Source organism: Pantoea sp. SM3 (assembly GCF_000963995.1).
GTDB classification, from domain to species: Bacteria; Pseudomonadota; Gammaproteobacteria; order Enterobacterales; family Enterobacteriaceae; genus Pantoea; species Pantoea rwandensis_B.
In genome coordinates this window covers 1-17,414 of the sequence record NZ_JZRD01000004.1, presented here as the reverse complement: position 1 = coordinate 17,414, position 17,414 = coordinate 1, and the positions used below count along the sequence as shown (strand labels likewise).

18 protein-coding genes are annotated in these 17,414 nt (G+C 55.9%); 5 read left to right on the top strand and 13 right to left on the bottom strand.

Translation table 11 applies throughout. The annotated features are described in order from the left end of the window. Positions 1-60: 60 nt before the first annotated feature. Complete coding sequence (locus tag VI01_RS02180; protein WP_082082020.1) at positions 61-477, top strand: DUF2946 domain-containing protein; 417 nt, start codon at positions 61-63, stop codon at positions 475-477. 62 nt (positions 478-539) lie between these two features. Further along, positions 540-2,288, top strand: a complete 1,749-nt coding sequence (locus VI01_RS02175) for a DUF2534 family protein (protein WP_045813830.1) — start codon at positions 540-542, stop codon at positions 2,286-2,288. A gap of 43 nt (positions 2,289-2,331) precedes the next feature. On the opposite strand, the gene VI01_RS02170 is transcribed toward VI01_RS02175, so the two are convergent. From VI01_RS02170 to VI01_RS02160, 3 genes are all read right to left on the bottom strand, one after another. Continuing rightward, positions 2,332-3,348: an NAD(P)-dependent alcohol dehydrogenase gene (locus tag VI01_RS02170; RefSeq protein WP_045813829.1), complete on the bottom strand. Its 1,017-nt coding sequence runs from the start codon at positions 3,346-3,348 to the stop codon at positions 2,332-2,334. Positions 3,349-3,596: 248 nt separating this feature from the next. Next, a complete protein-coding gene (locus tag VI01_RS02165) occupies positions 3,597-4,613 on the bottom strand; it encodes an NAD(P)-dependent alcohol dehydrogenase (RefSeq protein WP_045813828.1) in 1,017 nt (338 codons plus the stop codon). A gap of 110 nt (positions 4,614-4,723) precedes the next feature. Further along, positions 4,724-4,993 carry a hypothetical protein gene (locus VI01_RS02160; protein WP_045813827.1) on the bottom strand — a complete coding sequence of 90 codons (270 nt, stop codon included), beginning with the start codon at positions 4,991-4,993 and terminating at the stop codon, positions 4,724-4,726. Between the two features lie 288 nt (positions 4,994-5,281). Between VI01_RS02160 and VI01_RS02155 the strand changes: the two genes are divergently transcribed. The 3 genes from VI01_RS02155 to VI01_RS02145 all read left to right on the top strand — a co-directional run bounded on the left by VI01_RS02155 (position 5,282) and on the right by VI01_RS02145 (position 7,662). After that, positions 5,282-5,842: a hypothetical protein gene (locus VI01_RS02155; RefSeq protein ID WP_045813826.1), complete on the top strand. Its 561-nt coding sequence runs from the start codon at positions 5,282-5,284 to the stop codon at positions 5,840-5,842. Between the two features lie 114 nt (positions 5,843-5,956). Then, positions 5,957-6,880 (top strand): extracellular solute-binding protein, encoded by a 924-nt coding sequence (locus tag VI01_RS02150; RefSeq protein ID WP_045813825.1) that lies wholly within the window; start codon positions 5,957-5,959, stop codon positions 6,878-6,880. Beyond that, positions 6,880-7,662: a molybdenum ABC transporter permease gene (locus VI01_RS02145; RefSeq protein WP_045813824.1), complete on the top strand. Its 783-nt coding sequence runs from the start codon at positions 6,880-6,882 to the stop codon at positions 7,660-7,662. Before VI01_RS02150 ends, VI01_RS02145 begins: the two co-directional genes overlap by 1 nt. A 130-nt stretch (positions 7,663-7,792) precedes the next feature. Here VI01_RS02145 and VI01_RS02140 read toward each other — a convergent pair whose 3' ends face one another. The 10 genes from VI01_RS02140 to VI01_RS02095 all read right to left on the bottom strand — a co-directional run. After that, positions 7,793-8,266 (bottom strand): heme-binding protein, encoded by a 474-nt coding sequence (locus VI01_RS02140; protein ID WP_045813823.1) that lies wholly within the window; start codon positions 8,264-8,266, stop codon positions 7,793-7,795. 86 nt (positions 8,267-8,352) lie between these two features. Further along, a complete protein-coding gene (locus VI01_RS02135; protein WP_045813822.1) occupies positions 8,353-8,964 on the bottom strand; it encodes a response regulator transcription factor in 612 nt (203 codons plus the stop codon). A gap of 4 nt (positions 8,965-8,968) precedes the next feature. After that, complete coding sequence (locus tag VI01_RS02130; protein ID WP_045813821.1) at positions 8,969-10,300, bottom strand: sensor histidine kinase; 1,332 nt, start codon at positions 10,298-10,300, stop codon at positions 8,969-8,971. A gap of 150 nt (positions 10,301-10,450) precedes the next feature. Next, positions 10,451-11,578, bottom strand: coding sequence for a VasL domain-containing protein (locus VI01_RS24550; protein WP_052696959.1), 1,128 nt, complete (start codon positions 11,576-11,578; stop codon positions 10,451-10,453). A 19-nt stretch (positions 11,579-11,597) separates the two neighbouring features. Then, complete coding sequence (tssE, locus tag VI01_RS02120; RefSeq protein WP_045813820.1) at positions 11,598-12,038, bottom strand: type VI secretion system baseplate subunit TssE; 441 nt, start codon at positions 12,036-12,038, stop codon at positions 11,598-11,600. Further along, positions 12,038-12,577 (bottom strand): type VI secretion system lipoprotein TssJ, encoded by a 540-nt coding sequence (gene tssJ, locus VI01_RS02115; RefSeq protein ID WP_045813819.1) that lies wholly within the window; start codon positions 12,575-12,577, stop codon positions 12,038-12,040. Before tssJ ends, tssE begins: the two co-directional genes overlap by 1 nt. Then, the gene (gene tssG, locus VI01_RS02110) at positions 12,552-13,649 is read right to left on the bottom strand and encodes a type VI secretion system baseplate subunit TssG (protein ID WP_045813818.1); all 1,098 of its coding nucleotides are present in this window, start codon (positions 13,647-13,649) and stop codon (positions 12,552-12,554) included. The genes tssJ and tssG overlap by 26 nt, the downstream gene beginning before the upstream one ends. Continuing rightward, entirely contained in the window at positions 13,604-15,367 is a 1,764-nt protein-coding gene (tssF, locus tag VI01_RS02105; protein WP_045813817.1) for a type VI secretion system baseplate subunit TssF, read from the bottom strand. Before tssF ends, tssG begins: the two co-directional genes overlap by 46 nt. 19 nt (positions 15,368-15,386) lie before the next feature. After that, a complete protein-coding gene (gene tssA, locus VI01_RS02100) occupies positions 15,387-16,967 on the bottom strand; it encodes a type VI secretion system protein TssA (RefSeq protein ID WP_045813816.1) in 1,581 nt (526 codons plus the stop codon). Further along, positions 16,964-17,414: type VI secretion IcmF C-terminal domain-containing protein (locus VI01_RS02095; protein WP_045813815.1), on the bottom strand; the 451-nt coding region annotated here is incomplete at its 5' end. The genes tssA and VI01_RS02095, both read right to left, overlap by 4 nt.

The window sequence follows — 17,414 nt, the reverse complement described above, 5'->3', positions numbered from 1 at the left end:
CCCTTCTGCGGCAATGGCGTTACACTTCGGCCTCATTTGTTGAATCATTTCGTCGCCGCTATGACCTTTTCACATCAACTTCGCCAGCGCCTGACTGCCTGTATCGCCATCCTGGCGGTGCTGCTGCTGTTTGTCGCGCCGATCGTGTCGAAAACGTTGATGGAACGACAAAGCCGCATGATGGATATGCCATCCCACGGCATGACGTCTGAAATGTCGATGCATCATCACGAAATGATGATGGATATGGCGATGCCGGGCATGGACCATCACATGATGGAAGACGGTGAATTCGCCTGCGGCTATTGTGACCTGCTGGTGCATGTGCCGTTGATGATGTGGGTGTTCATCCCGTTCATCTGGCTGATGATGGTGATTTCTCGCGCCCCACCGCTGCCGCCTCTGCAGGCTCCGGTGATCCGACGCTTTAGCCCCACACACCGTCCGCGTGCGCCACCTGCTGTTCTCTCCTGCTGATAACATCATTAACGACGCACTTTATTGCGTCACGGCATTCTCTAACCGGAAGGAAGACGGCTTTGTCTGCTGCTCACTCTGCAGCGCCGCGTGGTGCGGTGCTTAATCTACTTCGTCGCTTACATTTTTATATTGGCCTGTTTGTTGCGCCCTTTATTTTTGTCGCGGCACTCAGCGGCACGCTATATGTGCTGACGCCACAACTGGAAAACGTCATCTACTCCGATGCGTTAACGGCACAACCCAATGGCCCTGCCCAGCCGCTGTCTGCGCAAATCAGCGCGGCACGCGCTTACGCGGGTGAGAAACAGCACATTTACGCTGTGCGGCCTGCGCCAGGCGCAACGGATACCACTCGCGTGCAGTTCAGCGATGCCTCACTGGGTGCTTCGCAGTCTCGCGCGGTGTTTGTCGACCCTTATAGCCTGAAAGTGAAAGGCGACATGACGGTGTACGGCACCAGCGGCGTGCTTCCGCTGCGTACTACGCTCGATTTACTCCACAGCAGCTTGTTGTTAGGTGATTTCGGCCGCAACTACAGCGAGCTGGCGGCGTCCTGGTTGTGGGTCGCCGCACTGGGCGGCGTGGTGCTATGGCTGGGCACGCGCCCGAAACGTAAGCTGAAAGCCGCGCGCAAGGGATTCGCCTTTAGCCGTCACTGGCATATCACGCTGGGTCTGACGCTGGTGCTGGGATTGGTGTTTTTCTCCGCCACCGGTTTAACCTGGTCGCAGTGGGCAGGCAATAACATTGATCGCTGGCGTACGGAGTTGAACTGGCTGACACCGCAGGTCAATACCTCACTCAGTGGCGATACGGCGCCTGCCGATCCTCATGCTGACCATCACATCATGCCTGATATGGATATGTCGAATATGGACATGTCCAGTATGTCGATGTCATCGATGGCAAAACCGGTTGCGCAGCCCGCGAAGCCGATGCCCAACAACCAACCGGACAGTGATTGGGATCGCGTACTCAACGCCGCCCGTCAGGATGGATTGAGCGCCAGTAAGCTGGAGTTACGTCAGCCGAAAAGCGCGGACAAAGCATGGGCAGTGACCGAAATCGATCGAAGCTGGCCAACCCGCGTTGATGCAGTTTCCGTGAATCCGCAGGACTTCACGATTGTTGATCACGTCTATTTCGCCCAGTTCCCACTGGTGGCAAAACTGACGCGTTGGGGCGTGGATGCGCATATGGGCGTGCTGTTTGGCTTGCCTAACCAACTGCTATTAGCGTTCTTTGGACTCGGTTTATGCACGATGATCGTGCTGGGTTATCGCATGTGGTGGGCTCGCCGTCCGCAACAGGCGGAAGCCAGCCCGGCGAAAACGTTAACGGAGACCTGGCTTGCTATACCGCACTACACTAAAGGCACCTGCCTGATGGCGGCGTTGGCGCTGGGTTATGCGCTGCCCGTGATGGGAGTGAGTCTGCTGGCATTTCTGCTGATCGACATTTTGCGCTGGCGTAAGCAGCAGCGAGTTCCCATGACCGAAGCGGAGATTATGGCCTCGCAGCAGTCTCCGCTTGGCACTATACGCGCGCGCTTTACGGTGAAGCGCAAGGAGATGCGTAACTTCCTGCGCGGCGTGTGCATTCTGGCGGTGATTGTCGTTTCGGTGATGAGCAATGCGATTATTGGCGGAGTGATCGATCAGTACGGTATCCCGTTTAGCCACTGGTCATTGACGATGTACATCACGCAAGGTTTGATGATTGCCTTATACAGCTCCGTGTTCACCGCACTGATGTCGATTCCGCTATGGTATTTCTTCCTTGGCGAGAGCGACCCACAAGGTAAATAAAGAAGGGTGCGCAGGGATGCGCACCGCAGTTCGTCTGTGAAACTTAGAAGTCCGCTTTGAGTACCACGCGATAGTGGGCTTTTCCCGCTCTCACGTGTTCTAACGCAGCATTGATCTGCGACATTGGAAACTCCTCCACCTGCGGAGCGATATTCACGCGGGCAGCGAGCTTAAGCAATGAGCGTAACTGAGCGGGGGATCCGGTAGAAGAACCCGTCAGCGCACGGTCGCCGACAATCAGACTGAATGCCGGAACCTCAAACGGCTTCATCACCGCGCCCACCGTGTGGAATTTGCCTTGCCGCGCCAGAGCCTGATAATACGGCTTCCAGTCTAAATCCACGGCGACGGTGCTGATAATCAGATCAAACTGCCCTGTCATCGCATTCAAAGCGTCCGCATCCCGGCTGTTCACCACCCGATTGGCTCCCATTGCCAGGATGGAATCGGTTTTACTCGCATTAGAGCTAAATGCAGTGACTTCCGCGCCCATCGCACGCAGCAGCTTAATCGCCATATGGCCTAATCCGCCGATACCAATCACCCCGACGCGGCTGGTGGCGTTGATGTTATGCATCAATAACGGTTTGAATACCGTAATGCCACCACACAGCAGTGGACCTGCCGACGCCAGATCCAGCGTCTCAGGCAGCGGGATCACCCATTGCCAGTTGGCGCGCAGATGGCTGGCAAATCCACCGCGATTGTTGATGGTAGAGACTTTGCCGTTTTGACAGTTCACCTGATCCCCTGCGATACAGGCATCACAGTGATGGCAGCTTTTCGCTGTCCAGCCGATACCGACACGTTGCCCGATACTGAGTCCTTTGTTCTGTGCTGCCTCTCCCAGCGCCGCCACGCGACCAATCACTTCATGCCCGGCAATCAACGGGTAACGTGAACCGCCCCACTCGTTGTCGATCATCGACAAATCGGAATGGCACACGCCGCAGTAATCGACTTCAACCTGCACGTCTTCCGCTGCCAGCGGGCCGGCATCATATTCATAAGGCACTAACGCCTCACCCGCTTGCAGAGCGGCATAGCTGGAAATCTTCATCGCTGTCCTCGGAGTTTTACTCGATAGAGCATTAGAGTAGCAAAGTGATGAGCAATATAATGCTGAATAATCAGCTTATTAGTGAGGGGAATGCTGTTTGGAAGGACGATGCAGGTTAAGAATGGAGGGGCGAAGAATCGGTGCGCATAATGCGCACCGAAAGACTCAAAGTCGGCATGGCTGAACTGCAACCTAAAGTCGGACCCTCATCTGACATTGACGTTGCAAGGGCCGACCCTATCGCCATGTTAGAAATCCGCTTTCAGCACCACGCGGTAATTCGCTTTACCGGCGCGGACATGATCCAGCGCGTCGTTGATTTTCGACATCGGGAACGCTTCTACCGTTGGTGCAACGTCAGCACGCGACGCCAATTTCATTAACGAACGCAGCTGGCCCGGGGAACCGGTGGATGATCCGGTCACGGCACGGTCACCCATGATCAGGCTGAAAGCGGGGACTTCAAACGGCTTCATCACGGCACCCACGGTGTGGAATTTACCCTGTGGTGCCAACGCCTGGAAGTACGGTTGCCAGTCCAAATCAACCGCAACGGTGCTGATAATCAGATCAAACTGACCTGCCAACGCGTTCAATGCTTGTGGATCACGGCTGTTCACCACGCGATCCGCACCCATCGCCAGGATAGATTCAGTTTTGCTGGCGTTAGAGCTGAACGCCGTCACTTCCGCACCCATGGCTCGCAGCAGTTTGATCGCCATGTGGCCAAGGCCACCGATGCCGATCACGCCCACACGACTGGTGGCATTGATGTTGTGCATCAGCAGCGGTTTGAACACGGTAATACCGCCGCACAGCAGTGGGCCGGCAGTGGTGATATCCATTGACTCTGGCAGCGGGATTACCCATTGCCAGTCAGCACGCAGGTGGCTGGCGAACCCCCCTTTGTTCATGATGGTCGGTACAGAACCGTTTTCGCAGTTAACCTGCTCGCCGTTGATACAGGCATTACAGTGCTGGCAGCTTTTAGCTGTCCAGCCGATACCCACGCGCTGACCGACTTTCAGCCCTTTGTTCTGTGCGGCATCCCCTAACGCGCTGATGCGACCAATCACTTCATGGCCCGCGATCACCGGGAAGGCTGAGATGCCCCACTCGTTATCAATCATCGACAGGTCAGAGTGGCAAACGCCACAGTAATCGACCTCAACCTGTACCTCTTCAGCTGCCAGCGGACCGGCCTCATACTCAAAAGGCACCAGCGCTTCGCCTGCGTTCATCGCGGCATAACTTTTGATTTTCATTACTGTCCTCTGTTTCAGCGTTTTCGACTCACTAGTTTAGCAGAGCGTACGCCAGGATTATGACGATAAATCAATCGATTATCCGCGATTCGTCAGAAAAGCATTCAGGGTTAAAGCGGATCGTGATTCAGTGGGCTGCGAAAAGCATGCCTCGCTGCTTCAATCAGTTGGCTGGCGGTGATCGTCGGCGGTAAACGCATTAGCACCTTGCTCGCTTGCCAGTAGCACAGCACCATCTCTTCATCTGTTTCGCTTTCGGCCATCTCACGTAGTCGTCTGCGCAGGCTGACCACATCTAACGTTTGCTGCTCATCCACCATCTCCGCAATGGTCTGATTGATCACCTGATGGATGATTTTCCAGGATATTTCGGCAAACACATTTAACCTCGTTGCTTATCTATTGGCTCCAGGCAAATGAATCAAACGCACGGCGCTGACCGCACAAAAAGAGAACAAAGCTGGCATAACTATAGCCGTTTATTTTCTGAGCAAATGCCGGAACAGCGGACATTCTTGTAGTTAACGGATCTATAAAATGATTTTTATTTTGCCTCGTGCTGACGACCGCGAATGCCCTTGTAACAAAAAAGCATAAACCCACGCTGGCTGTCGTCGCCGCGCTTTGCCAAAGTAGAGCAACGTTTAACCTCGCAACAGGGAATGAATATGAGCCAAACCACCGCTTTACACGCCGATCCACTGATCTGGGGCCATGGCCCCAAAGTGTTTGAAGTGTTTCTTGAACCTACCTGTCCGTTCTCAGTCCGTGCCTTTAATAAACTGGATGCGCTGCTGGCATGGGTAGGGGAAGATAAGATGACGCTGAAGATTCGGTTGCAATCCCAGCCGTGGCATATGTATTCCGGGCTGATCGTACGTTACATCCTTGCCGCATCGACGCTGCCAGAGGGCAAAATTGCGGCGAAACGCGTGCTGCAAGCAGTCGCCGATCATCGTGAAGAGTTTGAGTTCACCGATCACAGTCATGGGCCGAACATGGACGCCACGCCGAACCAAATTCTGGCGCGTTTACAGCACTACAGTGGCGTCGACGCACATGCACCGTTCCTGCGCGCCGAGTTGCAAAACGAAATCAAATGGCACTGCAAATATTCGCGCCAGAATGGCATTCACGTCTCGCCCACATTTATCACCAACGGGTTGGTGCAGTTGGATATCGGTAGCGGTGATGATATTGAATCCTGGGCTCAGCGCATTCTCGCCTGATGTCGTCAGCCCGCTCCGGCGGGCTATCCCCATATTTCGCAACAGATTTCAGCTTGCACTGATTGCACAATTTCCGATAATCGTTATCTACCTAATTATATAGCGAGAAAGGGAATGCAAGTCAGATACCTCACAGCATTGATGTTAACCGCCGCCGCGGGCCTCAGCCTGCAAGCACAAGCCAGTAACGATATTCGCGTAACTTATGCAGGTTCGATGGGGAAAGTGATGGACCAGTCTTTAGGTCCAGCCTTTGCTAAACAGAATGATGGGAAATATGAAGGGCAAGGCCAGGGCGCATACGGCATGGCTCGACTGCTCGCGAGTAAGAAAATCACCGCTGATGTGTTCGTTTCCATCACGCCGGGCCCGATGCAGATTTTGAAAGATGCAGGATTGATTGATGATGCCGTACCGGTTGCCAGCACCAGCATGGTGGTGGCGTACAGCCCGAAAGGCAAATTTGCCCAGCAGTTCGCACAGGCTAAAGGCGCAGATGCCAGCTGGCTGAAAGTGCTGGCCACGCCGGGGATTAAATTCGGTCGCACCGATCCGATTAACGATCCAAAAGGCCAGAACATTATCTTTACCCTGCTGCTGGCTGAGAAGTATTACAAGCAGCCAGGCATCGCCGATAAAATTCTCGGTGGCTACCAAAACCCTGCTCAGACCCATCTTGAAGGCGGTCTGCTGGCGCGCCTGGAGAGTGGTCAGGTAGATGCCGCTGCAGGTTATGAGAGTGAAGTGATTTCCGCACATCTGCCTTACGTTGCGCTGCCGGATGAGATCAACCTGAGCAATCCAGACATGGCAAAACAGTGGTATGACACTGTCAGCTTCAGCGTAAAAGACAGCGCTGGCAAAGATAAAGTGCTGCACACTCAACCGCTGGTTTACTACGCGGCCGTGCTGAAAAACGCCCCACACGGTGCGGCGGCGGGTAAAGCCTTTGTCGATTTCATGCTGAGTAAGCCAGGTCAGGCGCTGTTTAAACAGAATGGCTACGCCGCGCCGAAAGGCGGAGCTGTTTATCAGTAATGAAGACCGGTCACGCCACCGCGCTTTGGTTGTCACTGCCAGCACTGATGTTGCTGGCCGTGCCATTCGTCACCCTGATTGGTGTCACTCAATGGCAGCACATGCACCTGGCCTGGGGCGATGGGAGTGCCATCTCCACCTCCCTGGGATTGGGCGCCATTGCGCTGCTGTTAATTTTTATCAGCGGATTGCCGGTGGCGTGGTGGCTGTCACAAGCAAAGGGCCGCGCGCGCGCCATCGTTGAACTGTTGGTGATGATTCCCTTGCTGACACCGCCGCTGGCAATGGGGATTTTGCTGGTGAGCGCTTATGGACCCTATAGTGTCCCAGGCGAGTTACTGGGGAAATTTGGCTGGACGCTGGTCAACAATCCTGCCGCGTTTATTCTGGCGCAATGGTACGGCGCACTGCCCTACTTCATCACTACCGCGCGTTCCGCTTTTGCAGGTGTTCCGCAGGATATTCTGGATGCCGGTCGCACCTTAGGTGCCTCACCGTGGCAGGGGTTTTGGCGTTTGTCGGTTCCGCTGGCCGCGCCGGGTTTAGCCTCTGCAACGGCTTTGGCGTGGGTGCGCGCCATGGGTGAGTTCGGCATTGTCATGATTTTCGCCTATTTCCCTCAGGGGATGCCGGTTCAACTTTATAACAATCTGCAAAATGACGGCGTGGACGCGGTGTACGTGCTGCTGTGGTTGCTGCTGTTGTTTACTTTGCCGGTGCCGCTGTTGTGTTTTGTGGCATCACGGCGCGTACGTTATGGCAATTCATCAGTGGAGTCATAGCGCGGCAGGAAAACCGATATTCCGGAGCGGGTAGCCTGTAAGACGCGCCCTGGCTATGTTGGACAGGCTAAATGAAGTGACACGACAGACAATGTGCATGATGGGCGCAATCTATTGCGCCCATCATGACTTATTCAATCGCCTTCAAGGCATCCAGCGCGCAAGCCTCATCAAGATTACCGCCTGGCGCACCACCGACACCAATCGCACCAATCACCTGATTACCACTTTTTACCGGCACGCCACCGGCTAACAGCAGAAAGCCTGGTACGTCACGCATATTCTGCGCACCTGGATTGTTCTGTGCCGTTTCCATCACTTTGCCACTCAGATTCTTGGTACTCAACGCGGTGTAGGCCTTCATACGGCTCGCTTCTACGGTGTGCGGACCGGCATTGTCCATACGCTGTACCGCAGTCACTAAACCTGCTCGATCCACGACTGTCACGGTGACATTGTAATTTTTTGCTGCGCAGGACTGAATGGCTGCGCTGGCCAGTTTTTGCGCCTCAGCCAATGACAGATTGGATTCAGTCACGGCGGCCTGGCTACCAAAAGAAACAAATGCCGCCGCAGCAGCAATCAAAGAAAGGCGAATAGTCATGTGTCACTCCTGAGTTATGTTAGGTGACACTGTAAAACGAGAGCAGGTTAATAAATATTCGGACGATCACGCGTTCTGCCAGGTAGTTATACCTGGTTAAGTTGCTGCCAGGCGTGGATCAGTTGCGCAAGATTGTCCATTTCCAGTTTAGTCAGAACCGCGGCGCGATGGGCTTCAACCGTTCGTGGTGACAGCGATAAATCACGCGCTATCTCTTTACTGGTTTGCCCGGCAATCATCAGTTGCATCACTTCGTTTTCACGCACCGACAACAAGGCAAAACGCGACTGCAAAATCTGCTGCGCCTGCCAGCGCTGCGCGCGCTGTTCACTTTCATGCATTGCCTGGTGAACGCTTTCCAGCAACGGTTCAATCTCTAACGGTTTAGTGTAGAACTCGAAAGCCCCCTGACGGAATGCACGGCGACAGGCTTCAATCGTGCCATGACCGGTCATGATGATCACCGGCAGCAGCGGATGCCTTTCGCCCTTCTCTGCCAGCCAGCTAAGGCCACTAATGCCCGGCATGCGGACGTCCAGCAACAAACAGCCGCGCAGCGGTTCCTGCGCTGACTTACCCGCCTCAAATGAGGCCAAATCAGCAAAGTCGGCAACGTCATATTCCAGTGTTCTCAAGAGAAAACCCAGTGATTCACGCACCGACAAATCATCATCCACTAACCAAACTTTTGCGCTCATTCCGTTACTCCGCCAGTGGGAAAATTAGGGTGATTTCCGCGCCGCCCTCGGCGCGGTTTGCCAGCCGCAGCTGGCCATTCATGCGTAACATCAAGCTCTCAACCAGCGTCATGCCAAGCCCCATGCTTTCTGGGCGCGAGCTGTAAAACGGCATACAGGCCTGTGCTAATCCTTCGACAGAAAAGCTTGGTCCGTTATCACTGATGATGACTTTAATCTCGTGCGCCAGGCGTTCTGAAGTGATAGCCACCCACGCATCCGCCCGCCCTTGCTGCATGTGGATCGCATTTTGTAGCAGATTGTGAAAGACCTGTTCGAGCCATTGTTCGTCGCCGATAACGCGCGCGTGGTCATGCTGAAACTGTTGATGAAGCACCACACCGCCCGCATCCAGTTCTTGTTGCAATAGCACTGTGACTCGCCGCCATGTTGATTCAACACCGACCGCGGTCATCGCCACCGGGCGTTCGCTGACAATGTCGCGAAAACGTTGCAGCAATCCGGCCAATCGTTCCGTTTGCAAATTGATGGCGCTGAGTGTTTGCGGCAGGCTATCGTGTTTGCCTTGCTTAAGCAGCAGCTGGCTGGTGTGCAACCACGTGTTAATCGCGGTGAGCGGCTGGTTAATTTCATGGATGATACCCGCCGTGAATTCACCCAAAGATTCACGCCGCGTGCGCTGGAAATAGTCAGCCCGCAGGCGCATCTCGACGTTTCGTCGCCAGTGACGCAATAATTCCCAACCGAGAAAACCGATGATTAGCCACAACATCAACGCCAGCAGGGGCGGAGCGACATGCAGCGCACGCCAATCTGGATTCGCGCTGCCTTTAATCAGAAAAGGTTGGTAGAGGTTGATAAACGGGCGCTGCAATTGCCAACGCGCCGTTTCAGAATAGCCCGAGGTCGATATTGCGGGCTGAGCATGAATATGAAATGCCAGTGCCAGCCCGACCTCTGGAGCTTGCACGGCAAAATGCAAATCCACCAGCATGCGGAATTGTCGATAGGGGTTATACAGCCAGTAACGTCCGTCGTTGACATCTTCAAATCGCGGGCCGGTTAACGGCCAGTTCTGCGTGTGCTCAAGCTGCACGATTTGCGGAAATTTCTTCTGCAATTCAGCAAGATTTTCATCACCCGTCAATAATGGCAACAGGGTTTCATTCTGCGTTAAATAGGCCGCAATGCGATTGAACTGCTGATGGAATTCCGCTTCACGCGTGCGACGTTGATCCAGGATTTGTTCGGCAAGCAATGCGAACAACGTCACCAGCGTGAGAAGTAGCCAGACCAGCCAATACCTTTTCATCCATGGGCGGTAAGTGTGAGGCATAGTTTTCCGTTGTTAAAGCGATAAAAAAGCCCTCCGTGTCAGGAGGGTTGTCGATACTGCACCTGCATCCATTCATGGTTTTGCAACGTTGTAACCTGCCCACTCATTGGATTCAATCTGTTTTACTGGTTTAGCGCTGATTTCAGAAGTCTACCTGGTACGACTTTGATTTAGATTGGCTTTTTCCTGATCGTTGAGCGACTCTGCGTTATCCTGTTGTATGAGTTGATAACGAAACATCAGCTGTTTTAACAGTAATCCCGTCTGTGTTTGTTCACTCAACTGATCACCGTTACCTTCAGCATAACGTCGAAGTTGCTCTTCAACCGGAATCTGTTGGTTGAAGGCCTGCATCGCGGAAAAAATCCCCGTTTTAAGCTCACTCACCGTGAGATATTTCCCTTTAGTTTTGTCTAGTCCATTGAGTTGTTCAGCCATATTTTCTAGCTGCGCCATACCACGATGCCAGCTCTGTAATTTTTCCAGCGATATCGCTTGTTTCTCTCTGCGCTGTTGTTCGAGCAGAGCTTGAGAGGCCATCGAGTGCTGATGCTGTTCGTATCGATACCAACTGCCACAAACGAAGACTAAAACGCCAGCCAGTAACGCACAGCAGGCCCCGCTCACAAATGATTTTAATGATGACGGCGTTGTAGGCGCGTCTTGCTGCTCATCCGCATCAGGATAGACCACATAAATGCGAGCCGGATGGCGGTGGTGTTCACTGTTGAGTGCTGCCGGGATAAGCTGCACCGGAGAGGGCCGACTTTCCTGCAGCTGCGTCATGGAGTGTTTGACCTGATGCAATAACGTATTGGCCTGCGCGAATTCCCTGATACCAAAACGTAACAACGCTTCACGCAGGGATATCAGCAACCGCTCCGTTTCTAATAGCTGCGCCGCCATCTCGCTGCCCTCCACCTGCCAGCCACGGTAGAGACTTTGTAAACGTCGGAACATCACGCTAAGGATATCGGCGCGCGCATCAATCGCCAGCGGCCAGAAAATCGACCACTGATGTACCACCAGCGCGTCAATCAGATTCAATCCTTCATTCAAGCCAGTCAACCCCGCGTTGTTGGCACGCGCCAGCGTGAACCAGGCCGCACTCTGCAACTCCAATCCATTTTGTTCAAACAACCCCAGCGTGAGTATCTCCACTTTGCCCCAATCTACATCGGGCCGGGCGGGATGCGTCAGCTTACTCATCTCTTCCCGCAACTGGGAATAGCCTGGTAGAGTGCGCGGATCCGCACCGGTTTTAATTACCTGATTCATATTCAACCACTTTCCTTGTTTATCGCGTCAATCCATTACCCAATAACTGCTGTTGCTTTAAGTGACGAAGCAAGACTCTGCCCTCTGGTTTGAACTCCGTGCCGTAGCGCACCAGGCCAATACCGGTGAGTTCGGCATCAATGGCGTAACGCAATTCGCCTGGCATCGTTTGTTCCAGCAACGCCACCTCAATACGCTTAAGGCGCGGCTCGTACTTCAGCAACACGCCTGAAAAGGTGTGAAGCAGCTGATGCGCCGTGCCCGGCATCCCCTGCAGGATGCTCGTCATATCCGGTAGTCCATAATCGGGGATGTGCGCAATTGAGCCTGCACGGGTGTTGAGGATGCGCTGCAGATTATCCAGCACCGAAAGAATGACCTGGTCCCGTTCGCTCACGGCATCGAGCGCCAGCCCGCCACTAAAATTGCCGTAAAGGATCTCATAAAGTGAAGGCATCATCAGGGTCTTTTAGCCTTTTCCGCGACCAGTGTCAGTGTACTGTCACCCAGCTCAATCACGCGCGCGCTGTCTGGATCGAGGTCATCGCGGGTCAGCAGCAGTCGCCACTTATTATCCTGCGTGTCTGGCGACAGGAACAGCCCGGCCACCGCCACGAATTCCGCCTTATCGTCCATTGGCATATCAATACTGACTGACTCACCCGGGCGGATGCGGATGTCCTTTTGTGCCAGCAGGTCTGCCTTCAGAACCTGACTGTCAGCAGTGAATAGCGAGGGGTAGTCTGAGGCGTCAAAAGCGCTGCTGTCCTTCAGTTGCCAGATGCGCACCACGGTTGAGAGCGCAGCACCCTGCGCGTTGCGGTTTGCCCCTTCACGCGCGCGAAAATCGAGATGCAGTGTGCGTATTTGTTTGTAAAAAATGGATTTTGTTACGGAGACGGTGCCCTCTGATACTTTCTGCGTCAGACCGCAGCCGCTGACGCTCAGTGCCAGCATAAGAGGGATAAGCGTTTTACCAGCGATAGTCGCCCTGTTCATCGGTTTCGATCCTTGAAGGTTGCACCCGGACGCGCTGATAGCGACCGAGCTGTATGGTTATCGGGTCAGACTCGCGGGAGTCCGTGATTTGTGTCAGAGGCAGCACCGCCGTGCGCCCCAGTTGCTGCGCCCCCTCTGTTCGGCAGCACAACTGCGCATCAGGCATCAGTGCGCGGTTAACGCAGAGCTCCAGTCGCGCATCCAGCTTTGCTCCCAGGTAGACGTGCAGCAACGCCATCAGGTCACCGTGCAGTTGCCCGCCGGGCAGCCAGCCCCGGACTTCCTCAGGGTTGTCGGTGAACAGTCTTAGCAGTACCTGACCGTTGACGTCAGTGGCATGCGTCCCCATCACCGGCCGATGCATCAGACTCACCGGGTGGCGCGTGCTCATATTCAGTATGGAGGACTGAGGAATGCGACGAGGATCCCAGGGCACGACATGCGCGCTTGTATCCGGTGCCAGCAGATTCACCAGAGAGGTAACGCCTTCCGCCGTGCGACCGGGCAACAACATCACCGGCAGCAACGCCAGGAATCGCGAGACCGGAGCCGCGATATTCTGCGCGCAGCCGCTTATCCCCAGACCCGCCAGCCCCAGCAGGTACTGGGATGTCTCATCGGTGCCACCAGGAGCAAAAGTCGCCGGATAGGTGTATTTGCGCCAGATGCGGTAAAACTGCGTGGTCAGGCGGTGGCTGAAGATATCCAGGAAATCCTGCGTGGCCTCGTGCCCTTCGCGTTGGCGCGTCACATCATCAATGTAGTGCGTCGGCAGCGGAGACGCCGTGCCATAGAGCCCCATGAAATTTATGCGCACCGTGGGCGGCAGATGCGGATGAACAGGCTGCTCCGCACCACGTATTTCCCCTGCCGGGAAACCCATACCGGCATAAGGACGAAATCGCACCGGCTCGTGCCGCACCTGCCAGCTGCCGCCCGGCACGGGTGCCTCGGGGTCGCTCCTTTCCAGTAACTGGCAGAAGCGGTAAAAATTCAGGTATGGCAGCCGGTCGCCCAGCCGCGCGATTAGCCGGGCAGGCGCTGACTGTGATTCTCTTTCCACCGGATACATTTTCCTTCAGGCCGGATAATCAGGGAGAGCTGAATGAACTGGTTCATGTCCGCGTAAAGCGACAGGAAGCGGTTAAGCATCTCGCCGAACAGGTGTATATCGCCGTCACCGGTAAAACCGCTGCTGTCGAGCGTCACCTCAATGTCGAGACCGCGCAGCAGGTAACCAGACTCAAACCGTTGAAGGCGGTGATGCTGTACGTCAAGGATCGCATCCAGCCTGCGGTTGCAGAGTTCGTCATCCTGCCAGTTGTACAGCGCCAGCGTGCCGCGCAGCACTTCCGCATTGCTCATCATGTTAATGAAACCGGAACCGAGGTGGCTCAGCACCCGCCAGTGAAAGCGGTCTTCGGCGGGTGGATAGGCAGGAAGTGTCGGACGAGTCAGATTGCGCACCGTCACCGGGGTCTGCAGCACCTGTTCGCAGCGGTCCAAAAGGGTGCTTTGCAGCGCGCGACGGGGAAGCTGACCGTTGGTGCCGGTGATGCGCAGCGAGAGCGTATCGCGGGAAAGCTCGTCCCCTTCCTCCCACTGCTGACCGCCGAGTATCAGCCAGGTGTCGTGCATCCCGGTCACGCCTTTTCGAACGCGCGTATGAAAATAGCGCTCAGGTGCGAGGCGCCGCATCATGCCGCCCCGATGCCGGAAGCTGGTGAACGGAACGTATTCAGCCGCGCCTGCCAGGCCCGTACCGCTGACCGCATCCACTGAGTAAATCTCGGTGTGTCCGTCCTGCAGGCGCTTCGCGCGCAGCATGTATTCACTCTCCAGTCCGTTAACCGTCAGCGGATCTGCTTCCAGCGTGAAGAGGTTAATCACCGGTACGCAGTGCAGTTTCAGGGAGGCATCGGTCACCGGCAAATCACTCTGCCACGCCTCACTGAACACCACCTCAATATCGAACCCCGCGAGCCCGGGTGGAAGAGGGATAGCTTCCAGTCCGTTCAGGGTCACAAAGCGAAACTTCTCCGGGAAGGTGAAGTACTCCAGCAGCAACTGATTACCGCTGAAGGCGCTGTCACCCTTTGGCCACAGTCTGTCGTCCTCACCAAATCCACCCGGGGTGAACCAGGCGTTGAGGGCGATACGCTCCTGCTGCCCGGCCAGGCGGACGTATATCGCGGCCTGACGGCGAGTCAGCCTCTGATGCAGCGCCGTCGCCACGGGCACGTCTTCTCCCAGCCACAGGCTGAGGTGACGTAGGTCACACTGGCGCCAGTCCGCCTGCCCGCTACTGGTCATTCGCAGGCGCAACACGGAGCGCCCGTCCGGCTCGGTGCCCATGGTCACGCCGGAAACCGACAGCGGATTAAGCGTTATCGGTTTTGTGGTGCGATAGCGGCAGACAGTATTTTTCGGCCCCACGGGGCGGGAATACACCTCCAGCCCTGCGGGGGCGGTTTCCGCCATTTTCATTTTTGGCAGATCAGGCGAGAGAGCCACCACGCTGAGTGAAGGGATCGTGCGCAGATAATGCGGCCAGAGCATGCTGACCAACCCTTCGGTCAGCTCCGGCAGGTCATCGTCAATTTTCTGGCGCAGCCGACCGACGGAAAAGGCAAATCCTTCGAGCAGGCGCTCCACGAAGGGATCTGGCGTGCCTGCGCGGTCCAGGTTGAGCATGGCAGCGCGATCGGGGTGAGTTTCGGCGAATTCTTTTGCGGCGTCGCGCAGATAGCGCATTTCGTTATCGTAATATCGCAGGGTTAAGTCTTTCATAAATGGGTTACGTCTTCCTTTACGAAGTGGTCAGTATGGCAGCACGTGCGGCATCAATACTGATAAGCGATGAGAGCAGCCTTTCCATCTCTGTGTGTACCCTGGTTTTATCCGCTTCGCTTCGACCTGCACGGCTGCGCAGCAGTTTCAGCCTGCGAGACTTCACCTCAAACAGCAGAGACGGCTCCCATTCGCTTAGTATCATGCTCTCGGCTTTTGTATCGAGGGCATGCAGTAGATGAAGCGCCATTTCCTGACGGCCAAATTGTTCAGCGATTCTGGCCATCAGCAAACGCAATAACCACTGCTGGCGAGGTGACGTGATGCCGGGCCGCTGCTGCAGCCATGCCAGCGAAGCCTCAATGCCCTCCCTGTCTGCCAGGTCAGTGGCTTCACTCTCCAGCTGCAGCACATCATCTTCTGCGCCAGCAGGCACAGAGACAGTTTCCGAGCCAAACACATCAGCAGGCATCAGCACATGCTGCTGTATCCAGCCCAGCGTGACTTCATCGGCAAACGGCGTTCCGTCGCTGAAGGCCAGCGTCTCCAGCCCGTTCAGCCGGGACAGAAGCCCTTTGAGGTCGTCCTGGACAATTGCCGCAAGCGTCGCATTACCCGAACGCAATTGCGCCTGGTGCTGATACCACTGCAAGTCGAGCCAGAAGTGGTTGCCGCCCCGGCTGAACAGGCTGTCAGCCTGCTCGGCCAGTTCAGCCCAACTCTGCTGCAGCCAAAGGCGCTTAAGCTGCGCGCGCTGATCCGGCTTGGGTGGCTCAATGCGGCTTTTGCCGTCGCCGGACAACGGTGGCAGCTGGCTGAGCGTGTCATGCCGGATGGTTTTCATCAGCCGGTGAGCGGCCAACCATCCGCCTGACTGGTCGCGCAGATATGCGGCAAGCGTTCGCGCCTGGTCCAGCAGGTCACGCCCGGAACTAATGGCAGCCAGCATGGGGGCAGCTGACGACGACGAGTGCGACTCCGGACTGTCTGATGCCGTCTGTGGCACCACCGCATCAGGGCCGCCAGCTCTCAGCAGCCGGGCCTCCAGCGCGCCGTAAAGGCCCCCCAGGCCTGCCCCGCCCTGTGCGCCACAGGCGTCTTCAATAACCAGCAACGCCGCCACGGTTCGCTGCGCCGACCATGTCGTCACTTCGGGATAAAGCGTCAGTGTGTCCAGCACGCGTTCACTGGCCGGAAAGCCCAGCGCCGCCTCACGACTGCGCGCCCGCTGTGGATGCAAAGCGTCACCAAAGCGCTGCAGAAGGCCGGCTAGCAGGGCCAGACCGTCGGCAAACCCTTCTTCACCGTCTCGTTGTAGTCGCGCCCAGCAGTACCAGACCGCTACACGGATGTCTTTAGCTTCCCTGGTCAGCACCTGCTCCGCCAGTGCACAGATAAGCGCCGTGTCCGCGCCGGACAGCCGGTTCATCTCTTCCTGCATCTGCTGGAAAGCATCGTTGTAGGTCGGGTCTTCGCCGACTGAGTGGGTGTCCGCCAGGGGCTTCAGCCACGGCTCCCACAGAGAGACTGACTCCGTCGCCAGCGCGCGAAGATGGTTCTCATCCGCACCGCAGGCGTTAATCAGGGATTGCAGGGTCATAAGTCTTCCTCGCTGACAAAGGTTTCATACGGCACGTCCGGTGTGTCACTGATAATGAAAATATCGTTCGGGAGCGTGAAGTTGCGCAGCTTCAGCAGCGCCAGCGGCCCCTCACCCGCTTCGGTGCGCAGAATGTAGTTCAGCGGGCGGCCGTCGGGAGCCTGCCAGGTGAGCTGCCAGCTGCTGCTGATGCCCGGATTGGCGCTGACCTGGGCTTTATCCAGCAGGCGAATCAGGCCCCAGCTGCCCGGCATGTCGCCGTACTGGCGGGTGCCGGCCTTCGTGCTTATCCAGCTCAGCGACGCGCCCGGCGCTTCGGTGTCGGCAGGCCAGGTGAAGCGTTTCCACACCGGCTGCTGATTCATGTACGTGAGCTTCTGACTGTCGATCATCAGGTCAGTCTGCATCACGTCTGCGGCGGTGCCGGGACGCAGCTCAAAGTGCAGC

Excerpts from the sequence above, each read along its gene's own strand:
- VI01_RS02180 (WP_082082020.1), top strand. The coding sequence starts at position 61 with ATGACCTTTTCACATCAACTTCGCCAGCGCCTGACTGCCTGTATCGCC.
- VI01_RS02170 (WP_045813829.1), bottom strand. The coding sequence starts at position 3,348 with ATGAAGATTTCCAGCTATGCCGCTCTGCAAGCGGGTGAGGCGTTAGTG.
- VI01_RS02165 (WP_045813828.1), bottom strand. The coding sequence starts at position 4,613 with ATGAAAATCAAAAGTTATGCCGCGATGAACGCAGGCGAAGCGCTGGTG.
- VI01_RS02155 (WP_045813826.1), top strand. The coding sequence starts at position 5,282 with ATGAGCCAAACCACCGCTTTACACGCCGATCCACTGATCTGGGGCCAT.
- VI01_RS02150 (WP_045813825.1), top strand. The coding sequence starts at position 5,957 with ATGCAAGTCAGATACCTCACAGCATTGATGTTAACCGCCGCCGCGGGC.
- VI01_RS02145 (WP_045813824.1), top strand. The coding sequence starts at position 6,880 with ATGAAGACCGGTCACGCCACCGCGCTTTGGTTGTCACTGCCAGCACTG.
- VI01_RS02140 (WP_045813823.1), bottom strand. The coding sequence starts at position 8,266 with ATGACTATTCGCCTTTCTTTGATTGCTGCTGCGGCGGCATTTGTTTCT.
- VI01_RS02135 (WP_045813822.1), bottom strand. The coding sequence starts at position 8,964 with ATGAGCGCAAAAGTTTGGTTAGTGGATGATGATTTGTCGGTGCGTGAA.
- VI01_RS02130 (WP_045813821.1), bottom strand. The coding sequence starts at position 10,300 with ATGCCTCACACTTACCGCCCATGGATGAAAAGGTATTGGCTGGTCTGG.
- VI01_RS24550 (WP_052696959.1), bottom strand. The coding sequence starts at position 11,578 with ATGAATCAGGTAATTAAAACCGGTGCGGATCCGCGCACTCTACCAGGC.
- tssE (WP_045813820.1), bottom strand. The coding sequence starts at position 12,038 with ATGATGCCTTCACTTTATGAGATCCTTTACGGCAATTTTAGTGGCGGG.
- tssJ (WP_045813819.1), bottom strand. The coding sequence starts at position 12,577 with ATGAACAGGGCGACTATCGCTGGTAAAACGCTTATCCCTCTTATGCTG.
- tssG (WP_045813818.1), bottom strand. The coding sequence starts at position 13,649 with ATGTATCCGGTGGAAAGAGAATCACAGTCAGCGCCTGCCCGGCTAATC.
- tssF (WP_045813817.1), bottom strand. The coding sequence starts at position 15,367 with ATGAAAGACTTAACCCTGCGATATTACGATAACGAAATGCGCTATCTG.
- tssA (WP_045813816.1), bottom strand. The coding sequence starts at position 16,967 with ATGACCCTGCAATCCCTGATTAACGCCTGCGGTGCGGATGAGAACCAT.